Origin of the sequence: Tissierella sp. MB52-C2, from assembly GCF_030931715.1 — a bacterium.
Classification (GTDB): domain Bacteria; phylum Bacillota; class Clostridia; order Tissierellales; family Tissierellaceae; genus Tissierella.
In genome coordinates, this window is record NZ_CP133261.1 from 3,792,845 (window position 1) to 3,813,814 (window position 20,970).

The window sequence follows — 20,970 nt, forward strand, 5'->3', positions numbered from 1 at the left end:
TTACGGCACATCCTCAATATGACAATTAAGTTGTTATTGTAGTATCGGAATCGGATACTGGAGCAAAGTTAGTTACAACTAAGGTAATTGGTGCACCTACAAGAATTGTAGCTGCATCAGTAATAACAACTTGAGAGCCGTCACCACTAACTGTATATATACTGGATTGCTGTAATACGCCATTTATAAATAACATATAATATCCATTGTCTGTAGCTGCAGTGGTAAGATTACCTGTCATTACATTACCAGTGTCATCGGTAAATTGAGTAGCTGGAATAGTGACTGTACTACCAGTTCTTTCATCTTCTCTTAGCTCATAAAAATATTTATCAATTTCTGGATTTGTATTAGTATCAGTTGTAGTAGTAGCATCTATTACAAGCTTAAATAATTTAGTAGCCATTGCTTATTCTCTCCTTTATTGTATTTTAAATTTGTTTATACTTTAGTATATTAGACAAGTTGTTGATTTGTTACTAATTTAAGATTTATTTTAGTATTTTATAATATTATGGAAATGGAGGATATTATGACTATGTAGTTAATTCGGGGAAAGGAGCTGCCAGTACTTGGCATAAGGAAAGTAAATTAGTTTTTGAGGAACAATTAGCAAATAGAAAAGAGTTTTCGTCCTTCAACTACTAAAAATTGAAAGTTCCATTGTATTATCAGAGATTAAACCGATATGGAAAAATCTATTGAAATTCAAACCAATACGGGAAAAATTATCTTAAATTAATGTGAATGTAAAAATATAAATCTGACTAAAATTAGAAATAAGCCTATTAGTAGATAGCAATAGGCTTATTTTTGCAATTAAGAAGGTAAAGTTATTCTAGTATTGAATCCATGATTTTCAAGACTACTAAAAGTAACAGAACCTTGATGTAATTCAATAATTTGTTTTACAATCAATAAACCTAATCCATGAGATTTTTCTGTTCTATTATTTTCTTTAATAGATTCTGCTACAGAAGAGTTTAGAGAATTTAATCTATCATTTGATACACCAACCCCGTTATCAGAAATATCAATAATAATTTCATTAGCATTTATAGTAATTTCTATTTGAATTTGGCATCCCCTTGGATTATGTTTCATAGAATTCAAAATAAGATTTCTAAAGGCCCGTTCCAATAACTTTGCGTCCCCATATATCATGGTAGAGGAGGAGAAACTATCTGAAACAAAGTCAAAGTTATATAAATCCTGATCTTCATAGTTCATATAGTACACAATAATCTCTCTTAGAATTTTTATGATAGAAATACTTTTTCTTTCCATGGGTATTAAATTATATTCCAGTTCAGAAGCTAAATTTAAATTACTAACTAAGTCTTGAATCTGAGTACTATTAACTTGAATTAATCTAAGTTCTTTTCTTTCTTTTTCATTAAGATTTTTGCTTTGTGAAAGTCGATTTCCATATCCTATAATGAGAGATAAAGGTGTTCTTATATCGTGACTAATCCCAGCAATCCAATTCATTCTCATGGAATCTCTTTGTCGTAATTGTTTTGATGTTTTATTGATAGCAGTCTTAATATCCAATAAGTCGCCCTTTTCTTCTAGCTGTATTTTTTCTCCGCTTGAAATCTCACATATGGCATTAGTAATAGGGTAGATGGATTTCAGTAATTTTCTTTTTGATACCATATATATAATAAAAACAATTATCAAATTAAAAATTAAATAATATATAAGATTTCGAGGTAGATTTCGTAACAGCAGTAAAGGAAAAGCATTAATAGGTATCTTTCCGTAGCTATCTTTAGGATAACCTAATACTAAAAGTCCTTTGTCATTGACATAAGTAAAAACAGGATAATCCTTCAGATAGTATCTTGTAAATAAAGCAATGTCTTTTCTAGAATAATATGTGGGAATTTCCTCTGGTAAATCCTCACTCCAAATTACCGTACCTGTTTCATCATCAATGACCATGGCCCATATTTTATTTTCCCTAAGAATTACAAGACTTTCTTCATCTATGATTATAGATGAGCCACTTTGATTAACCTGTTCAATCAATTGACTATTCAGTGTATTTGGAGCAATTATAGACTCATCTATTTTTACAGTTTGATACCCCAAGTATATAAATACTATTAGATTTATAATCAATAAAATAAATAAAGAAAAAAAGAAAGCAAGTAGATTCTTACGAATAAATCGTACTGTAGATTGCATGATTTTACCTTCCTTCCACAATTAATTTATATCCTAAACCCTTAATTGTAATTAGGGATTCAGGATAAGAAGGGTTTTTTTCGATTTTCTCACGAATCCTCCTAATATGTGTCATTAGGGAGTTTTCATATCCATAATATGCATCGCCCCAGACAGATTGGCATAAGCCATCTATGGTAACAATACGGTTTGCATTTTGATATAAGGTCTGTAAAATAGAAAATTCTTTTGCAGTAAGAGCAAAGATTTCATCGTCTCTTATGATTTCTCCTCTATCAAATCGAATGGCTACATATTTTAAGTTTATTATCTCTGCTTCTTCTCTGTAAGTTCTTCGAAGAACAGCCTGTAATCGAAGTATTAAGTCTTTTGGGAGAAAAGGTTTTGTAAGATAATCATCTGCACCTAGCGAAAATCCGTGATACTGGTCATCCATAGCATCTTTTGCTGACAAAAATAGGACAGGAATATCTGATGATTTTCTAATTTTACTTAATAGCTGAAAACCGTCTCCATCAGGTAACATAATATCTAAAATAATAGCATCAGGCTCAAATTCATAAAATTTATTTAAGGCTTCGTCCATTGTTTTTGCCTTTTTAATATTGGAATATCCATCCTCATATAAAATAGTTTGAAGTAAATCTAATAATCCTTCTTCATCATCTACTAGAAGGATTTTTTTATTCTTTAGATAATCCAAATTATTCAATAATATCACCTCTAAGTAAAATTATATCATATATCATTTTATAAAAAGGAACTATTCATGGATTTAAGGTAAATGTAAGGAGGATATAAGGAGAATGTAAAGATCTATTGATATGCTGTATATACAAGGAAAAGGAGTGATAATAAATGAGCATAATGATACAAGTTAAAAAACTTAAAAAGGAGTATGGTAAAGAAACAGTTGTAGATATTAATTCTTTACAAGTAAAAGAAGGAGAAATATATGGATTTCTTGGTCCGAATGGTGCAGGAAAATCTACCACAATGAAAATGTTATTATCTATCGTGACGCCTACTGAGGGAGAAATTCAAGTCATGGGTAGAGAAATGAATGATAAGACTAGGGTACAAATCTTGCAGCAGACAGGCTCATTAATCGAAGGACCTTCATATTATTCTCATTTGACAGGAATGGAAAATATGAAAATCATACAGGCATTAAAGGATGCACCTAGAAAAAATATAGATAAAGTTATTCGAATAGTCGGACTTGAGAATCATATGAATAAAAAAGTAAAAAACTATTCCCTAGGTATGAAACAAAGATTAGGAGTAGCTATGGCCATAATAAATTTTCCCAAATTACTTATATTAGATGAGCCTACTAACGGGCTTGATCCTGCGGGAATGGAAGAAATGAGAGAATTGATTAAAAGTTTTCCTAAAGAATATGGAATTACTGTTATGGTATCCAGTCATATCTTAGATGAAATGGAGAAGATAGTAACTAATATTGGTATTATCAATAAGGGACATATGATTTTTGAAGGAAATCTGGCTCAATTTAAGAGAAGTAGTAGTCCAAGCATCTATTTTAAGACTTCTAATCCACAAAAAACATTCTTTCTTCTACAAGGAGAAAATCCTAAGCTTGAAGAAACTGGAATATTATTAGCAGACTTATCCGATGGGAAAGTTTCACATTGTGCAAAGAAGATTATTGATGAAGGAATTGAGATATTTCGTATAGAGGAGAGAACGAAGTCTCTAGAAGAATTATTTATTCAATCAACAGGCAAAGGGACTTTATAAGGAAAGGAGTTAATGTTATGGAAAATAGAATAAAAAAGTTCCAAATAGAAAGTAAAAAATATCGCCATTTATATATTCCTATTATCTTCTTTTTATTTTTATGTATGGATATAGGTACTGTTCTTATGACAGCTTTAGATTCAAGATTTCAGTCTAAGATAAATTACCTGGAAAGCTACCCATGGTTACAGCTATTAAATAGTTATTTGATAGCAAAATTAATTTTTACACCAACATTGCTTTCTGTAGTCATAAGCAGGATGGTAGAAATAGAGAACACTGGTCACATGTGGAAGATGCTAAAGACTTCTGGGTGGACTGTTGAGGAAATTTTTAATATTAAATTTTTATCTATCTTTAAAAAATATACTGTATTCCAAATGTTAGAATGGATATTATTTCTTCAAGTAGGAAAAACAGTAGGGATTACCATACCAATTCCCACGGAAAGATTTATCATTACGCTATTATCTATTATGGCCATAAGCTTTGCTATTATGACTTTCCATTATTTTTTATCTATGGTTTGTGAAAATCAACTTATTAGCTTAGCTTTTGGAGTATGTGGCTCTTTAGCTGGAATCATAGGAACACTTTTACCTCTAAGTATTAGTAAGTTTATTCCTTATTCTTATTACGCTCATCTCCTAAGCACAGAATATGTTAGAATTGGAGAATCCCAGTGGATTCAAAAGGAAGTTCCTCTACGATTATATCCTCTCTTAGTTTCATTACTATTAGGTGGTTTTGTATTTTTGTGGAGTCGTAGAAAAATTAAAGGACTAGATATTTAGGAGGGATAATATGCTGGAGTTAATAAAAATAGAATTTATTAAAATGAGAAAATCAGGTATATGGATTCCAATAGTTTTTATACCGATGGTTTCCGTGTTGTTTGGCAGTGGAAACTACTATTTAAATAGAGAAATATTACAAAGTCAATGGTATTCTTTATGGACGCAGGTTAGTCTATTCTATGGGTTGTTTTTTTATGCTATAACTATTGCAATTGCAGCTTCCTATAGTTGGAGAATGGAACACAAGGATAACAATTGGAATAGAATTTTAGCCTTACCATACGATTATTCACAGCTTATTATTTCAAAACTTATCTCCATATCTATTGTTTCTTTATGTATTCAATTTACACTTTTAATATTTTATTACTTAGTAGGAGAATTTGTAATTCAATTTCAATTAGATTTCCCCATAGAAGTTCTTATCTGGGGAGTAGTTAGCTGGATCGTATCTATTTCAGTTTGTGCATTACAGTCTTTTATTTCCATGAGGATAAAATCCTTCTCTATTCCTGTAGGTATTTCTTTATGTCTATGTTTTATTGGGCTTGGATTTTATGCCTTTAAGGGACTAGGAGAGAATTTAACATATTTCTCACCGAATTCATTGTTGATAACTAGTATGCCATCCAATAAAGCAGAGACATTTGAAGTATTAGAATATTTTAAGATGATAATATCAGGATTAGGATTTACCGTATTTTTTACCTTTTTATCAATAATGAGTATAAAAAAACAAAAAGTTTAAGAAGAAAGAGGCTAAGTCCTTAGGTTAATTTTAATGACCTATAGACTTAGTCTATTTTTACCATAAGGTAGATTATACTATTACATATCAATTTCAACTCATAAGTGAATTGCACAAATATTCAATTACTAGGTTATTGTAAAGAGAATTGATCCAATGTTATGATATAAATGTAGGAATTGAAAAATAAAAGATATTTTAGGAGATATCCAAGATTGGTACTATAAACCTTTAATTTGGAGGGATTATTATGGAAATAAGGGAAATAATAGGGCAGAATATTGCAAGATATAGAAAAGAGAGAGACCTTACACAAGAAGATTTGGCAATAGAATTAGGAATAAGTTTTAAGGCTATTTCAAAATGGGAGAGAGGAAATAGTTTGCCTGATATAACATTGGTTCCAGATATATCTAAGATATTGGGAATTAGCATAGATAGACTATTTGGATATAAGAACCAAGAAAATATAACGAGTATATATGAACAGAAATACCAAACTGAAAATTATTATTGGGGACTAATTCCATCTAAGATGTGTTTTAATATCTTAGAGTTGATGCCTCCCATAAGACAATTAAAGGTGTTAGATATTGGATGTGGAGAGGGTAAAGATGCTGTTTTCTTTGCTAGAAATGGATATGATGTATCGGCTTTTGATATATCCACAGTAGGTTTAGAAAAATTGCAAAAACTATGTGAAGAAATCAATACATCTGTAAATACTTTTAGAGCCGATATAAATGATTATAGAATAAAATCTAAATACGATATATTGTTTTCTAGTGGAGTGCTGCATTATATAAAGCCAGAATTAAGAAGGGAAATATTTCTTAATTATAAGGAAAACACTAACGAAGATGGTATACATGTGTTTAATGTTTTCGTAGATAAACCTTTCATTGAAGCACCGCCAGAAAATGAGCCTAATGCATATCCGTGGATTTCTGGAGAATTACTCACATATTATCATGATTGGGAGATATTAAAGTTTGAAGAACAAACATTTGATTGTGAATCCTCGGGAATACCTCATAAACATACTATGAATATAATGATAGCAAAAAAAAGATAGATATAAATAGATGATGTGGATTCAATCTCCACATCATCTATTTTTTTATAACCAATAGGAAGGCTCTACGATAGAGTAATGAAAATACAATGCTTTAGGTAATGCATCAAGCTATATAAATAATATAAATCCAAGAATATATGTTTTGTTAGTCTTAATAATGCTAACAATAGAAAAGAGATTATAATAAAAAATAGTAGGAAAGTTAGATAGAGTAAATTAGCTTGAATTTTTATTGAATTTTGTATTCATAATAATAGGGTTAGTAGGATATTCTAAAAGCAATATAGGTATAATGAATACATTTTTTAACTATAGAAATTCTTTACAAGAACCAGCTGATGAGTAGTGATTGGCAGTATTGGCTTATGCCTAGGATTTAGATTATTATTGCTATTTCTTAACAAATGTTATAATATAGTGAAATGTACAAAATATAACATAGATTTTTCTAAAACCTCATTACAACCTTTTGCATAGCTGGATTTTAAATATTTGAATTAGAAAACCTAATATCATAGCAGAAGAAATAGCTCCATTATTATAATGGGAGGGATGTTGAATTGGAAAAAAAATTAAATAATATTTTTAAAGATATATTAAAAATAGTTTTTATAATATGTGTAGTTTTAAGTATGACGACTTCTAAGGTAGTAGCTGTTTCTGATAATATCCAAAATAAAAAGGCAATTGTGTTGATAGTGGATGAAATTAGTTTAGTAGAAATCCTTAATAGTTATACTCCTAATATAGATACACTGTTGGAAAATGGTGCTATGGGGTTTATGAACATACGAGCAAAGTCAAGTTTATCTAATAGGGGCAGTACTTATCTTAGCTTAGGTATGGGTGTAAGAACTTCAGCGTCCAGTAGAGGTGGATTAGCCTTTCAGAGAGATCAAGAATATCCTTTAACACATAATAGTATAGAAACGGAAGATATTGCTGTTAGTGATATTTATAAACTATATACAGGAAAGCAGCTTCCAGATGGTGAAGTTATAAATGTAAGCATTAGAGATATAGAAAAAACTGCCTTAGATATTACACCTAATAATCAAGTTGGACTTCTAGGTAAAATAGCTAGGGAAGAAGGTATTATAACAGGAATCGTAGGAAATAGTGACTTAAGTACACCTGCCAGAGAAGCTACTATGTTGGCTATGGATGAAAATGGAGCAATTCCTTTTGGTTATGTAGACTCTGATTTATTGATTTCTGATGCAAGTGTTTTGGGAGGAGTCAAGTTAAATCAAGAAAGGCTATTAGAAGAAGTAGAAGATATTCTACCTTATGTAAATATGCTATTTATAGATTATGGAGATACTGTAAGGGTACAAAAAGCAAGTGGACCTATAATAGAAGATATTAGGAAAGAACAAAAAATTAAAGCTATTGAACGAGCTGATTCATTCCTTGGTCAAGTTATGAACAAAGTCGATCAAGAGAAAACCTTATTTATGATTATAACGCCTAACCCTTCACCAGAAATGGTTAGCCAAGGTAACTTCGGTTTAACTCCTATAGTTATGTCAGGACCCAATATTCAAAGGGGATTATTGACTTCAAATACAACTCGTAGGGAAGGATTAGTAACTAATTTTGATTTTAGCCCTACTCTCCTCAGCTTCTTTGGAATTACTGAATCTAGAGGTTTTATTGGAGAAACAATGAAAGTAGCAGCTAATGATAATCCAGCGGAAACTTTGCTTAAAAACCAAGAGCAAAATTTATATTTAAGGAAGTATCGCCGTTTTTTCCACAATGCTTTTATCATTTTAATAGGTATTACTTTAATCGGATTTTATTTGCCTAAGTTTACAAAATGGAAAGGGCTACCAGGTAGGATACTTAACTATCTAAGTTTAACAGTAATGATTGTTCCTTTAATGATGATGACGGTTTCATTGATTGGATATAAATCTATAACCTTTGATCTCATTTATGTATTTGGAGGTGCCTTCATTATATCCTATGTTTTAAATAAGATTTTTAATCAGAAATTATTGATCATGGCCATAGTAGCATTGTTAACCAGCGGGTTGTTATTGACAGATGTTTTCGTTTTGCAAAAGCTGATGATTATTTCTCCATTGGGATCTGATGCAATTGCAGGAGGAAGGTTTTATGGTATAGGTAATGATTACATGGGTATATTGCTAGGCTCTACTTTATTAGGATTTTTTTCGCTATTTCATCTATATAAAACGAAAAAGTCCGTTATGGTAGTATCTATGATTACTTATATGCTTTTAGCCATAGTAGGTCTTAGCCCTTTTTTTGGAGCTAATATGGGTGGAACATTATCTGCCATGTTATCGACTTTATTGATTTTACTAGTTATCTTTGATAGAAAACTTTCCTTTAAAAAGATAGCTATTATAGGTGTTGGAGTTGTTTTAGGGATATTATTGGTAGCCAGATTAGATACTTTGTTTAACCCAAATCCTAGCCATGCAGGAAAGGCATTGGAATCCTTAATGGTAGGTGGTTGGAATAAGTTTTTTGAAATAATTGGTTCAAAATTAAAGCAAGTTCTTTGGAATTTAGTTAATTCGCCATGGAATATTATTTTATTCTCACAATTGATTTTAGGGATTTTGTTATATAGATATAAAGGTAAAATTTTAATGGAAGTACGTGAAAACTTTTGGAACTTATATAAGGGATTTACTATAATTCTGTTTTGTGGGGTAGCGGTTTTTTTATTTAATGATACAGGAACCATAGCAGCAGCTTTGGAATTGAGCTATTTATTTATACCTTTAGGAGTGGTGCTAAATAACATAGACAGAGCAGAGATATTATAATATGGAGAAGTATAAAAAGACATAATTCACATTTCACACTAAATTGTATGTATCAAAATCCATGTTCCAAAAGGAGGTTTATACCAATGAAAAATGAAAGCAGTGTATATAAGCCAAGAAGAAGTAGAAGAGCAGAGATAAGGGCAAGAAAAAAGAGAATATTTTTCATCAGGAGATTGACTATTTTAACAATTTTAATTGTTTTAATTGTTTCATGTGTAACCATTATTAAAAATATGATAAAGCCACCAAGCATTCCACAGCCAGGTGCAGATAATTTAACAAATTATGATGATATAGCTTTTATTACCCCAGAAGTAAATGATTATGATATGCTTATTGGAAACAATCTAGATATACCTGAAGGTCTTACAATGGAAGATAGGAAGGATCAATTTTATACTTTTTTAATTTTAGGCTTAGATAAAGGTGTAAATACAGATACGATTATGGTTGCTTCCTATGACGGAATAAATAAAGAGGCAAATATTATAAGTGTTCCACGAGATAGTTTAGTAAATGTTAAGAGGAAGGTAAAGAAAATAAATGCTGCTTATCCAGCAGGAAATTTAAATGGTGGGGGAAAAGAAGGTGGCATCAATCAATTAAAGAGAGAACTGAAAACTATAATAGGCTTTGTACCTGATTTCTACATTGGTATAGACTTAGATGGTTTTGAAAGAATAGTAGATGCTGTGGGAGGAATAGATATTAATGTATCAATGGATCTGAAATATGATGACCCTACACAAGATTTACATACTAATATAAAAAAGGGGCAGCAGGTTTTAAATGGCGAAAATGCTTTGAAATTTGCACGTTATAGAAAAGGTAATAATGGCAAAAATACTATTAGTGATTATGAACGTATGGAAAATCAGCAGATTGTAATTAAAGCTATACTTACTAAGCTGTTGAAGCCAGCTAATATATTGAAGATTCCTGAATTTATAGATATATTTAATGAAAATATATATAGTGATATAAAAACTGAAAATATGTTGTGGTTTGCAGATCAACTTAATAGAATTAAGGGAACAGAAGCATTATCCACATATACAATGCCAACCACAGGTACTAGTGGAGTACCTATGTATTATGAATACTTAGATAAAGATGGAATTCTTGAACTTGTTAATGACACCATCAATCCATATAAAAAGGATATAGAGAATATACACGTAGACATCATTGGAGGAAATTAAGAAAATTTATCAATAAATAAAAAGACCTATTTAAACTTAGTTTAAATAGGTTTTTTTTATGCTTCATCAGCAATTCCCTTTTCACGCCAAACACCTTTTTTATAGAAAATTAAAGTTACAATTGCTCCTAGAACCCAAGATAACAATAGAGATATGAAAGTTGACTCAGGTCTTCCTGTAGGATAAGCAGCACTTCTAGTGAAGTAAGCAATACCATAAGCTATAGGTACACGAATAAGAACTGTAGTAATTAATGAAATCCACATAGGCGTCATAGTATCCCCTGCACCACGCATAACTCCAGATAATGATTGAGTTACGGCCATGGCAATATAACCTACTGCAAGAATTCTCATCATATGCATACTTAAATCAACTAATTCCTGTGTATCGGTGAATACACTCATAAGAGGCCTACCAAAGATTAAAATTATAACAGTTATTACAGTAGATACTCCAACTGCAATCATAGTACCATCTCTAGTACCTTTCTCAACTCTATCTATTCTCTTTGCTCCTATATTTTGTCCGGCATAGGTGGTCATAGCACTTCCGAAGGAGAAGTTTGGCATCATGGCAAATCCATCTACACGCATAACGATTACGTTACAAGCTATTACCATTTCTCCGAAGCTATTGGTTAAAGATTGTACAACTATCATTGCAAGGGAGAATATTGCCTGTGTTAAACCTGACGGTAATCCAAGTTTTATTAATCTATAAGAGAATTCCTTGTCTAACTTTAACATTTTCAGATTTAAATCAAAGTTATCCTTCATTTTCATTAATTTAATGATACAAAGTAAGGCTGATATCATCTGAGCAACTATAGTTGCCAGTGCAACTCCTGGAACTCCCATATTAAGTCCTGCAACAAACCAAATATCAAGACCTACATTTAAAACTGTAGAAACAAGTAAGAATACAAGAGCAGATATTGAATCTCCAAGACCACGAAGAACTCCAGCTAAAATATTATAATAAGCAAAACCTGCAATACCAACGAAATAGATAATAAGATAATCTACGCACCACTGCATTATTGTATCAGGAGTATTAAGAAAAGAGAGTAATGGACGTGTAACAATAGGACCAAGAATCATAATTATTATAGATGCTATGCCAGTAAGGCTAACACATACACCAATTGTCTTGGAAAGCTTTTCTCTGTCTTTAGCTCCAAAATACTGGGATACCATTATACCTGCACCTACGGAAATTCCTACGAAAAGTACAAGCAAAAGATTTAGTATAGGAGAAGCACTACCAACTGCGGCAAGAGCATTATCACCTATGTATTTACCAACGATAATAGAGTCGGCAGTATTGTAAAATTGCTGAGCTATATTACCAATTAGCATGGGAATAGCAAATTGAGTAATTCTTTTCCAAGGTGTGCCTTCAGTTAAATCTTTGGGGGCAAATAGTTCTTTAAGTTTCGCCATATTCCTACCTCCTTAAACAATTTGTTTTATTACATAAAGACTAGTTTATAATAATTAAAATACTTTGTCAATGAACTTATAATCTTACTATGAAGAAAACCTGCATTCAATAAGAATAAAATAATATAAGCAGTTTTATTTTTCTAAAATAGAATTACCTTAATTATAGAATAATCACTAGGATTATGATAAAATATACTCTATATTCATATAATTAAAAGAAAGTCGGCTCAAGAGTTTGACAATATATGTAAAGGGGATGTAGAAATGGGTACCATATCTTTAGTATTAAAATCTATAATACTAGGTATTGTAGAAGGATTGACAGAATTTTTACCAGTATCTTCAACAGGACATTTAGTTATTTTTCAAAACTTAATGGAATTTAGCGGAACAAATCCACAGTACGTGGAAATGTATACATATGTAATACAACTAGGTGCAATATTGGCAGTAGTTATTCTTTATTGGAATAAGATAAAAGATACTCTTTTAAATTTCTTTCCACAAAAAGTAGGATATGAAAAATCAGGTTTTAGATTTTGGTTTATGATATTTATAGCTTGTATTCCAGGAGGAGTTTTTGGAATATTACTAGACGATTTAGCAGACAAATATTTGTTTAATCCAGTATCCATAGCGATTACATTATTTATAGGTGGTATATTGATGATTTATGCTGAAAATAAGTTTAGAAATAAAAGAATTAAGACTAAGGAATTAAATGTAACAGTAAAACAAGCTATTACAGTTGGATTATTTCAATGTCTTGCCATTATTCCAGGAATGTCTCGTTCTGCATCAACTATTATAGGTGGCTGGGTATCAGGGCTTTCAACAGTTGCAGCTGCAGAGTTTTCATTTTTCTTAGCAATTCCAGTTATGGTGGGAATGAGTGCTTTAAAGCTTTATAAAATTGGAGGAATACTAGTACTTAGCACAGCAGAGATAATTTCCTTGGCAGTAGGATTTATTGTATCATTTATAGTGGCTTTAGTAGTTATAAATAAATTTATTTCATATTTGAAAAAGAAGCCTATGAAAATATTTGCCATATATAGAATGATATTTGCAGTTATAGTCTTAATAGCAGGGTCTAAAGGAATATTTTATTAAATAAAAAGAACAAGGGTTCAAACATATGTTTGAACCCTTGTTCTTTTTATGGTATAATTTCCCTAAGAATATTTAGTGATGGGGTGTTATGATGGAGGTATTGGAGAAGCTGAAGATATTATCAGATGCAGCTAAATATGATGTATCCTGCTCATCAAGTGGAAGCAATAGAAAAAATAAAAATGGAGGATTAGGGGAGGCACATAATAGTGGAATATGTCATAGCTGGTCTGATGATGGAAGATGTATTTCACTGTTAAAGATTTTAATGACTAATTATTGTATGTATGATTGTGTATATTGTATTAATAGATCTTCCAATGATTTGCCTAGGGCTGCATTTACTCCAGATGAAATAGTTGATCTAACCATAAATTTCTATAAGAGAAATTATATAGAAGGACTATTTCTAAGCTCTGCTGTATTTAAGTCTCCTGATTATACTATGGAGATGATTTTTGAAGTAGTAAGAAAACTTAGGGAAGAAGAAAAGTTTAATGGATATATTCATACCAAGGCAATACCTGGTGCAGATAAAAGAATTGTTGAAAAAGTAGGGAAATATGTGGATAGAATGAGTGTAAATATAGAATTACCCACAGAAGAAGGTCTAAAACTTTTAGCACCTAGTAAGAATAAGGAAAGTATTTTAAAACCTATGGGGTTAATTAAAGCTGGAATTACTCAATCAACTGAAGAAATGAAGAAATTTAGATATAGCCCAAAGTTTGTACCTGCAGGACAAACTACACAGCTAATAGTAGGGGCTACAGCAGATAGTGATTTAAAGGTTCTTAGATTATCAGAGGGATTATATAATTCCTATGGGCTTAAAAGAGTATATTATTCAGCTTTTATTCCTGTATCTACTAATCCTAAGCTACCAGTAATTAAATCGCCGCCTCTCATAAGGGAAAATAGACTTTATCAAGCGGATTGGTTACTTAGGTTCTATGGATTTGAATCAAGAGAACTATTAGATGAGAATAAACCTGATTTCGATTTGACCTTAGACCCTAAATGTGATTGGGCACTTAGAAATATTAATTTATTTCCAGTTGAGATTAATAAGGCAGATTATAATATGCTTTTGAGAGTTCCGGGTATTGGAGTAAAATCTGCAATGAAAATAATCCAAGCAAGGAGATTTTCATCTATAGATTTTTATGATTTAAAGAAGCTGGGAATAGTCCTTAAAAGAGCTCAATACTTTATTACCTGTAAAGGAAAACATTATGGGGTGAAATCCATGGATGATGAAATAATCAGAAACCATTTAGTTGAAAAACCTTCAACTTTAGGTAACTATCAGCAGTTATCCTTATTTGATCAAGTATCTATTGAAGATAAATGTATTGAAATAGGGGGGCAATTTTAATGATTCATTATATTTATGACGGCAGCTTTGATGGATTATTTACAGCAGTTTATGAGGCTTATTATAGAGCAGATAATGTTGAGGATATAGTACCTGAAGACAGTATGGAAGAGAATTTCTTAGTACAAAATATATTTATTCCAACAGAAGGGGAAAAGGCTAGTAAAGTATACAAATCTATAGAAAATAAGATTTCTAGGGAAGCTTTAAGGAGAATCTTCTATGTTTATTTATCTGAATTACCTAGACATGGTATAATAATACTTAAATATATACAATTAGGATTCAAGCTTGGGGCACAAGTAGATCTAAATCTATCTAATGATATTGTTCTTATGGTGAATAATATATATGCTAAAGTATCTAGGGAACAGCACAGAATGTTAGGGCTTCTTAGGTTTCAGGAATTGGAAAATGGGATATTCTATGGTGTCATAGAACCAGATTACAATATTACAGGACTTATTGCTCCACATTTTGCATCTAGGATAAGGAATGAAAATTGGATAATCCATGATGTAAAGAGAGGTATAGGAGTATTTTACAATAAAAAAGAATGGGTTATTAGAAATATAAAATCTACAGACTCTTTAATAATCAAAGAGGAAGAAGAGGAATACCAAGAATTATGGAAGGAGTATTTTAAGTCAATTGCCATAAAAAATAAAATTAATCCAAAACTACAGAAAAGAAATATGCCTATGAAATACTGGAAGTATTTAGTGGAAAAGTTTTAGAAAGCTATTTATATTAATTGGAAATCTTCCATTAATCTATATTGGTACTATGAAAGCTGGAGGACCATGTTATATATGCACTTAGATATGGTGAAGAATATGGCAGAAGTTATGTATGATGGGATACTTAAACAATTTTCTTATAAGTTTTGTAAATAAAAATTGCTAGGATAATCTAGCAATTTCAGGTTGTCGACATTCATATGCCCACAGCCTTTCTGTATGAATCGTGTTATAATGTAGATAGCATTTGTCGGATAATATGCAAACTGGTTAAACTAATATCATATTTAAACTGTAGAAAAAAATGTTTGGTATGATATGCTAATTTTACGATGTAACGAACAAATTTTATATTATCTTGTGATGGATATTAAAGGGGAGGGTCTATGCAAATGAAAACTATGCTGAAAATTATGCGAATGCGTAAAAACGAAATTCCTGATGATATATTGCCTTTGTTTGAGCACATTGTTCAAACATATAAGGAAGGCGAATGCGATGAAAAATTTATAAAAGCGATGGAACAACAGCTCACCAAGGAGCAACGCTTCCGACTATACGAGCAAAATGGAAGTTGTAGAGGTACTGGGTACGATAAAGAACGCAAAGCCTTCGCACTTGAACACGCTGACAAGACCCTTGCCGAAAGGCTGGAACTATTTACAAATACCTTTGGTAGAACAGCTGTTTTGAATGATGATAATACAATCACAGTCACTTTTGCCTGTAACCATGGATACTACAAGCATGCGCCAAAAGGAATGTTTCGATTTCCTGCATCAATTGAAACATATTTTGAGAGATGCGCAGGTGGGCGTTTGTATGAATACCAAAAAGCATTGGGAATAAAACTGAAGATTAAGTCAGTTGATGTGTCTCCCCTTAACGAAAATATTGTAAACCCCGTTGTATTTACGTTTGAGATAGTGGATTAATAACACACTTACCGAATAAGCATAATACCGTTTAGAGCCACTAAAGGCTTTGCTTCTTGGTTATGTAGTTTTTCTACGTTTGCGTGTTATACCATAAATATTCAGCACATACATAAGAAAAAGGTATGTGCTGTTTTTATTGGAAACCGCCTGAAATTGCTAGGATAACCTAGCAATTTATTTTTTCCTTAATCCAATCTGCCAACATTAATTCCATATCAGCCTCTCCTTTTATTGGGTATTTATCAGCTAATTTGTATATTTTCTTATAATATTCCATTGCCTTATGTTTATCTTCATTGTAGAAAGCCTCATATGCCATAAGAATTCTTGTTTTGTTAATCATAAATTTTGCTATCTTTATATATTTTCTAAGATTTTTATTATATAAATTATCAATAAAATCTTTATCACAATCTCCCACAAGTTCTAAAAAGATTCTTTCACAATTTATTTCATTTCTATATACAGGAATGATTTTATCAAGATATGGTAAAAGAGTATCTAAAGATTTCTTTCCATTTTCAAAATCCATATTGTCTAAATACCAGTTAAACTCCATTAGTCTAAGAGCTGTATTTAAAGGATTGGAAAGATCAGAGCCATCCTTTACTTCAAAAGTATCTAAAGGCATATCCTTAATCCTTATACCTTGACTTTGCAGTCCATTTACCCTTAATTGAACATAAAAACCTTGTCTAGTATCTTTATCCTTCAACATAGATAATATATTATAAGCATCATTTGCAATTCCTCCAATTTTCATTGGAATACCATTAGTTAAGACACCAAATATACCACTTATACTAAAAATGAACCATATAAAATTAAATGGGAAACTTACATTTCTTGCTACTAGTATCCCAAGTATAGATGCTACTAGATTCATTATAACTCCACCAAGATTATAAAGGATAAAAGGAAATGTTTCATCCTTTAATTCTGGTGGCATCATAAGGCATTGACCTCCCGTACCTGGTATATTGAATTTCTTACGTTTAAGCTTTCCATTATCATTTATTAAAGTAAAAGAACCAACTCTAAAGGATACAAAGGAATAGCCTGATATAAGACCAAATATAAGATGACCCCCTTCATGTATAATTATCTGTATTAAATATCCTACAACAAACAATAAAAAGAAGGAAGGTAATGTAAGTAAGTTAGTTTTTTCCATATATGTATTTATGGCATCATCAAAATAGACATCTGAAATAAATCCTAGAAAAAATCCAATACACAGACAAACTATAAGAAATATTATGGCTTTAAAAAATTTCTTTTTCTTTTTCAATCTATCACCCCTAATCAATACTATTCTATAAATTCCCATTCATTATATACTAAAATTAAATAAATTGCACTTCTCTTTTTACCTAAAAAAATATATACTAAGTATTAAGCTAGTTTTATAGTAGCTTAATACTTTTATATGGAGGAGAATATGGAGTTACCTAAACTAAAAATAGGCAATCTAGTCGCAAAGATACCCATTATACAGGGTGGTATGGGAGTTGGAATTTCTTTATCAAACCTAGCAGGCAATGTGGCTTTAAATGGAGGAATTGGGGTATTATCTGGTGTAGAAATCGGATTTAATGAACCAGACTATTATAAGAACAAGAAAGAAGCAAATTTGAGAGCCTTAAAATACCATATTAAAAGGGCGAAGGAAATATCAAAAGGTGGTATTATAGGTATTAATATAATGACGGTCCTAAATAATTTTGAAGAAATAGTTGTAGAATCAGTCAGGGAAAAAATAGATATAATCTTTTCAGGAGCAGGTCTTCCGTTAACACTACCTAGCTTTACTAAAGGAACAGATACAAAGGTTGTACCTATTGTTTCATCTGACCGAGCAGCTACTTTAATATGTAAAACTTGGGATAAAAGATATAATGTTATTCCAGATGCCATTGTACTAGAAGGTCCAAAGGCAGGGGGACATCTTGGGTTTTCCCGTGAGGAATTAGAAGATTCATCTAAAGAATTAGATAGTTTACTATTGGAAGTCTTAGAAGCAGTGAAGCCATTTGAAGAAAAATATTGCAAAAAGATTCCAATTATAGCCGGAGGTGGAGTAACTACTGGGAAAGATATAGCTGAATTAATAAACCAAGGTGCATCAGGAGTACAAATAGGAAGTAGATTTGCAGCAACTATTGAATGTGATGCTTGTGACTCCTTTAAAGAGACCTATGTAAATGCGAGGGAAGAAGATATAGTCCTAATTAATAGTCCAGTAGGCTTAATAGGAAGGGCTATAAATAATAAATTTATAGAAGATGCTAAAGATGGTCTAAGGAGACCTATTAAATGTATTACAAATTGTTTAAAACCATGTAAACCTACAGAAGTAGATTATTGTATAGCCAATGCCTTAATCAATGGACAAAAAGGAAATCTTAGTTCTGGGTTTGTCTTTGCAGGTGCTAATTCCTATAAAATAAAAAATATAATATCGGTTAAAGACTTAATTAGAGAACTAGTTGATGAAGCAAAATTATATATTAATTAGAAATAAGGCTAAGTCTTTTTGACTTGGCCTTATTTCTATAGTGAATGTAAATTTACAATGTTTAGTGGAAGCTTTTTCTATTTTGGGGTAGAATAATTATATAATAATTTATTAAGGAGCAGATTAGATGAAGAAAATATTTAATAATGATTGGCAAGAGTTATTAGGTAGTGAAATGGAAAAGGAATATTATCAAAAACTTAGAGGGTTTTTAATTGAGGAATATAATACAAGAACTATATATCCTCATATGAATGATATATTCAGCGCATTACATTTGACCTCATATAAGGATACTAAAGTGGTAATTTTAGGTCAAGACCCATATCATGGACCAAATCAAGCCTATGGTTTAGCATTTTCTGTAAAAGCTGGAGTGAGAATACCACCATCTTTAGTAAATATGTATAAGGAGTTAAAAGATGATTTAGGTTGCTATATACCTAATAATGGTGTTTTAACGAAATGGGCAAAAGAGGGGGTCCTGTTATTAAATACATCTTTAACTGTTAGGGCAGGAGAGGCTAATTCTCATAGTAAAATTGGATGGCAGATTTTTACGGACCATATAATAAAGCTATTAAATGAAAGAGATGACCCTATAGTTTTCATACTTTGGGGAAATAACGCCATAAAGAAAAAAATGTTAATTACGAATCCAAAACATTATATAATAACATCAGTTCACCCAAGTCCATTATCTGCCAGCAGAGGTTTCTTTGGTTCTAAGCCATTTTCAAAGACAAATAAATTTTTAGAGTCCATAGGAAAGGAACCTATAGATTGGCAAATAGAAAATATATAAGGCTTCCGTTAAATATGATAAAAGTTTAACTTGAAATTAATTTAAAACATGGTATCATATATGAGATTATATTATTTTTAAGGAGGCCTTTATGGACAAAGTTCACACGGAAAATGTAAAAATTATTAATGCAGATCCATCAGCAATAGGTTTATTTGGACTAGCTATGGTAACATTAGTCGCATCATCACAGAAATTGGGCATTACAACAGGAGTATCATTTGTAATACCTTGGGCAATATTTTTAGGAGCCTTTGCTCAATTATTTGCTTCTATTAATGACTCACAGAGAAACAATACCTTTGGTACAACTGCCTTTGGAGCATATGCTTTCTTCTGGATGGGTGTGGCAGTATCTTGGATGATACAAATGGGAGTATTTGGTGAAAAGTTAGCAGCAAATGTAGATCCAAAACAATTAGGATTTGCATTTTTAGGTTATCTAATTTTTACAATATTTATGACCATAGGTGCTATGGAGACTCATAAGGTATTATTTTTAATTTTCTTCTTTATTGATTTACTATTTCTTGGATTAACACTTGATTCCTTTGGTATTATGGGAGAATTTCCACACAAACTGGCTGCATATTCTGAACTAATAATTTCTTTATTATCATTTTATGGTTCAGGTGCATCAGTATTAAATGAACACTTTGGAAAAGTATTCTTACCAGTGGGAAAACCATTTGGAATATTTAAATAAAATTTAAAAATAACAGGGTGCATGGTAGCATCCTGTTATTTTTAATATTCATTATATATTTATAATTTGATGAAATAAGGTAAATTTTCTTTAAACTTACATTATATTAATGTTATAAAATCTTTTACATTTATGTAGTATTACGTTCTTCAATTCATCTTGTTCTAGAATATTGCAAAAGGATATGGATTTATCTAGTGATTCGATATAGGATTTATGTCCTAATGTATATTCAGCTACTCCTTTATTATAATATAAAAGATTTAAGCCGTTAAAACTTCTTTTGTTTTTACAGTATTCAATACCCAAGTCAGCATATTTCAATGAATTTTCATAATCATCCAATAAGCTATATGCACTAGATAAATTATGACAAATCTTTGGATATAATTTGCTCGTTTGATCGACTATATCAATTAAGAATTCCATCATTTCTAAAGATACTAAATCTATTATATTCATTTTCTAATGTAGAATATTCATCTCTATCAAATTTTGATTCTGTACTATCTACTATTTCATTAGAAGCCTTAAAATCATCAATCCTATAATTTAAAATGGTTTGATTCAGATCAACTTTTAAAATATTAGATAAATCTTCAAGGATTTCATAGCTTGGGAGATACTTGCCAGTTTCAATTTTTCTAATAGAGGATACTATTTTACCAAAGTTATCTAAATTATAATACAAAGAAATCACATCCTTTATGATTACATATACCGATGAAATAA

At 30.9% G+C, this 20,970-nt stretch carries 20 protein-coding genes; 13 read left to right on the forward strand and 7 right to left on the reverse strand.

All coding sequences use genetic code 11. The features are described 5' to 3' along the window. Nucleotides 1-25: 25 nt before the first annotated feature. The 3 genes from RBU61_RS18975 to RBU61_RS18985 all read right to left on the reverse strand — a co-directional run bounded on the left by RBU61_RS18975 (nt 26) and on the right by RBU61_RS18985 (nt 2,896). A complete protein-coding gene (locus RBU61_RS18975; RefSeq protein ID WP_308877246.1) occupies nt 26-406 on the reverse strand; it encodes a DUF4183 domain-containing protein in 381 nt (126 codons plus the stop codon). Between the two features lie 413 nt (nt 407-819). Further along, nucleotides 820-2,193 carry a HAMP domain-containing sensor histidine kinase gene (locus tag RBU61_RS18980; RefSeq protein ID WP_308877247.1) on the reverse strand — a complete coding sequence of 458 codons (1,374 nt, stop codon included), beginning with the start codon at nt 2,191-2,193 and terminating at the stop codon, nt 820-822. Between the two features lie 4 nt (nt 2,194-2,197). Further along, nucleotides 2,198-2,896, reverse strand: coding sequence for a response regulator transcription factor (locus RBU61_RS18985; RefSeq protein WP_374212533.1), 699 nt, complete (start codon nt 2,894-2,896; stop codon nt 2,198-2,200). Nucleotides 2,897-3,051: 155 nt separating this feature from the next. On the opposite strand from RBU61_RS18985, the gene RBU61_RS18990 reads away from it, so the two are divergent. From RBU61_RS18990 to RBU61_RS19015, 6 genes are all read left to right on the forward strand, one after another. Then, the gene (locus tag RBU61_RS18990; RefSeq protein ID WP_308877249.1) at nt 3,052-3,957 is read left to right on the forward strand and encodes an ATP-binding cassette domain-containing protein; all 906 of its coding nucleotides are present in this window, start codon (nt 3,052-3,054) and stop codon (nt 3,955-3,957) included. A 17-nt stretch (nt 3,958-3,974) separates the two neighbouring features. Beyond that, the gene (locus RBU61_RS18995) at nt 3,975-4,751 is read left to right on the forward strand and encodes an ABC transporter permease (RefSeq protein ID WP_308877250.1); all 777 of its coding nucleotides are present in this window, start codon (nt 3,975-3,977) and stop codon (nt 4,749-4,751) included. Nucleotides 4,752-4,761: 10 nt separating this feature from the next. Beyond that, nucleotides 4,762-5,502, forward strand: a complete 741-nt coding sequence (locus RBU61_RS19000; RefSeq protein ID WP_308877251.1) for an ABC transporter permease — start codon at nt 4,762-4,764, stop codon at nt 5,500-5,502. A gap of 250 nt (nt 5,503-5,752) precedes the next feature. Continuing rightward, the gene (locus RBU61_RS19005) at nt 5,753-6,577 is read left to right on the forward strand and encodes a helix-turn-helix domain-containing protein (RefSeq protein ID WP_308877252.1); all 825 of its coding nucleotides are present in this window, start codon (nt 5,753-5,755) and stop codon (nt 6,575-6,577) included. 563 nt (nt 6,578-7,140) lie between these two features. Continuing rightward, complete coding sequence (locus RBU61_RS19010) at nt 7,141-9,387, forward strand: hypothetical protein (protein ID WP_308877253.1); 2,247 nt, start codon at nt 7,141-7,143, stop codon at nt 9,385-9,387. Nucleotides 9,388-9,473: 86 nt separating this feature from the next. After that, entirely contained in the window at nt 9,474-10,592 is a 1,119-nt protein-coding gene (locus RBU61_RS19015) for an LCP family protein (RefSeq protein WP_308877254.1), read from the forward strand. Between the two features lie 56 nt (nt 10,593-10,648). Here the strand turns inward: RBU61_RS19015 and RBU61_RS19020 are convergent, their stop codons facing one another. Beyond that, a complete protein-coding gene (locus RBU61_RS19020; protein WP_308877255.1) occupies nt 10,649-12,037 on the reverse strand; it encodes an MATE family efflux transporter in 1,389 nt (462 codons plus the stop codon). A 267-nt stretch (nt 12,038-12,304) separates the two neighbouring features. Here RBU61_RS19020 and RBU61_RS19025 point away from each other — a divergent pair, with 267 nt between their 5' ends. The 4 genes from RBU61_RS19025 (at nt 12,305) to RBU61_RS19040 (ending at nt 16,206) form a co-directional block, all read left to right on the forward strand. Continuing rightward, nucleotides 12,305-13,153, forward strand: a complete 849-nt coding sequence (locus RBU61_RS19025; protein WP_308877256.1) for an undecaprenyl-diphosphate phosphatase — start codon at nt 12,305-12,307, stop codon at nt 13,151-13,153. 91 nt (nt 13,154-13,244) lie between these two features. Then, on the forward strand, nt 13,245-14,531 hold the full coding sequence (locus tag RBU61_RS19030) for a putative DNA modification/repair radical SAM protein (RefSeq protein ID WP_308877257.1): 1,287 nt from the start codon (nt 13,245-13,247) through the stop codon (nt 14,529-14,531). Beyond that, complete coding sequence (locus RBU61_RS19035; protein ID WP_308877258.1) at nt 14,531-15,268, forward strand: TIGR03915 family putative DNA repair protein; 738 nt, start codon at nt 14,531-14,533, stop codon at nt 15,266-15,268. Before RBU61_RS19030 ends, RBU61_RS19035 begins: the two co-directional genes overlap by 1 nt. Nucleotides 15,269-15,663: 395 nt before the next feature. After that, entirely contained in the window at nt 15,664-16,206 is a 543-nt protein-coding gene (locus RBU61_RS19040) for a hypothetical protein (RefSeq protein WP_308877259.1), read from the forward strand. A 169-nt stretch (nt 16,207-16,375) separates the two neighbouring features. Here the strand turns inward: RBU61_RS19040 and RBU61_RS19045 are convergent, their stop codons facing one another. Next, the gene (locus tag RBU61_RS19045) at nt 16,376-17,500 is read right to left on the reverse strand and encodes a hypothetical protein (RefSeq protein WP_308877260.1); all 1,125 of its coding nucleotides are present in this window, start codon (nt 17,498-17,500) and stop codon (nt 16,376-16,378) included. A 150-nt stretch (nt 17,501-17,650) separates the two neighbouring features. Between RBU61_RS19045 and RBU61_RS19050 the strand changes: the two genes are divergently transcribed. The 3 genes from RBU61_RS19050 (at nt 17,651) to RBU61_RS19060 (ending at nt 20,238) form a co-directional block, all read left to right on the forward strand. Next, the gene (locus RBU61_RS19050; protein ID WP_308877261.1) at nt 17,651-18,727 is read left to right on the forward strand and encodes a nitronate monooxygenase family protein; all 1,077 of its coding nucleotides are present in this window, start codon (nt 17,651-17,653) and stop codon (nt 18,725-18,727) included. Nucleotides 18,728-18,854: 127 nt separating this feature from the next. Next, nucleotides 18,855-19,532 (forward strand): uracil-DNA glycosylase, encoded by a 678-nt coding sequence (locus tag RBU61_RS19055; protein ID WP_308877262.1) that lies wholly within the window; start codon nt 18,855-18,857, stop codon nt 19,530-19,532. A gap of 91 nt (nt 19,533-19,623) precedes the next feature. Then, complete coding sequence (locus RBU61_RS19060) at nt 19,624-20,238, forward strand: acetate uptake transporter (protein ID WP_308877263.1); 615 nt, start codon at nt 19,624-19,626, stop codon at nt 20,236-20,238. Between the two features lie 96 nt (nt 20,239-20,334). Here RBU61_RS19060 and RBU61_RS19065 read toward each other — a convergent pair whose 3' ends face one another. Together RBU61_RS19065 and RBU61_RS19070 are read right to left on the reverse strand one after the other, a co-directional pair. Then, on the reverse strand, nt 20,335-20,700 hold the full coding sequence (locus RBU61_RS19065; RefSeq protein ID WP_308877264.1) for a hypothetical protein: 366 nt from the start codon (nt 20,698-20,700) through the stop codon (nt 20,335-20,337). Then, the gene (locus RBU61_RS19070) at nt 20,651-20,929 is read right to left on the reverse strand and encodes a helix-turn-helix transcriptional regulator (RefSeq protein ID WP_308877265.1); all 279 of its coding nucleotides are present in this window, start codon (nt 20,927-20,929) and stop codon (nt 20,651-20,653) included. Before RBU61_RS19070 ends, RBU61_RS19065 begins: the two co-directional genes overlap by 50 nt. Nucleotides 20,930-20,970 lie beyond the last annotated feature (41 nt).

Bases quoted from the DNA above. Each gene is read 5' to 3' on its own strand.
- RBU61_RS19060 (WP_308877263.1), top strand. From the start codon at position 19,624: ATGGACAAAGTTCACACGGAAAATGTAAAAATTATTAATGCAGATCCA.
- RBU61_RS19055 (WP_308877262.1), top strand. From the start codon at position 18,855: ATGAAGAAAATATTTAATAATGATTGGCAAGAGTTATTAGGTAGTGAA.
- RBU61_RS18975 (WP_308877246.1), bottom strand. From the start codon at position 406: ATGGCTACTAAATTATTTAAGCTTGTAATAGATGCTACTACTACAACT.
- RBU61_RS19030 (WP_308877257.1), top strand. From the start codon at position 13,245: ATGGAGGTATTGGAGAAGCTGAAGATATTATCAGATGCAGCTAAATAT.
- RBU61_RS19020 (WP_308877255.1), bottom strand. From the start codon at position 12,037: ATGGCGAAACTTAAAGAACTATTTGCCCCCAAAGATTTAACTGAAGGC.
- RBU61_RS18980 (WP_308877247.1), bottom strand. From the start codon at position 2,193: ATGCAATCTACAGTACGATTTATTCGTAAGAATCTACTTGCTTTCTTT.
- RBU61_RS18990 (WP_308877249.1), top strand. From the start codon at position 3,052: ATGAGCATAATGATACAAGTTAAAAAACTTAAAAAGGAGTATGGTAAA.
- RBU61_RS19025 (WP_308877256.1), top strand. From the start codon at position 12,305: ATGGGTACCATATCTTTAGTATTAAAATCTATAATACTAGGTATTGTA.
- RBU61_RS19065 (WP_308877264.1), bottom strand. From the start codon at position 20,700: ATGAATATAATAGATTTAGTATCTTTAGAAATGATGGAATTCTTAATT.
- RBU61_RS19000 (WP_308877251.1), top strand. From the start codon at position 4,762: ATGCTGGAGTTAATAAAAATAGAATTTATTAAAATGAGAAAATCAGGT.
- RBU61_RS19040 (WP_308877259.1), top strand. From the start codon at position 15,664: ATGAAAACTATGCTGAAAATTATGCGAATGCGTAAAAACGAAATTCCT.
- RBU61_RS19005 (WP_308877252.1), top strand. From the start codon at position 5,753: ATGGAAATAAGGGAAATAATAGGGCAGAATATTGCAAGATATAGAAAA.
- RBU61_RS19035 (WP_308877258.1), top strand. From the start codon at position 14,531: ATGATTCATTATATTTATGACGGCAGCTTTGATGGATTATTTACAGCA.
- RBU61_RS19015 (WP_308877254.1), top strand. From the start codon at position 9,474: ATGAAAAATGAAAGCAGTGTATATAAGCCAAGAAGAAGTAGAAGAGCA.
- RBU61_RS19050 (WP_308877261.1), top strand. From the start codon at position 17,651: ATGGAGTTACCTAAACTAAAAATAGGCAATCTAGTCGCAAAGATACCC.
- RBU61_RS18995 (WP_308877250.1), top strand. From the start codon at position 3,975: ATGGAAAATAGAATAAAAAAGTTCCAAATAGAAAGTAAAAAATATCGC.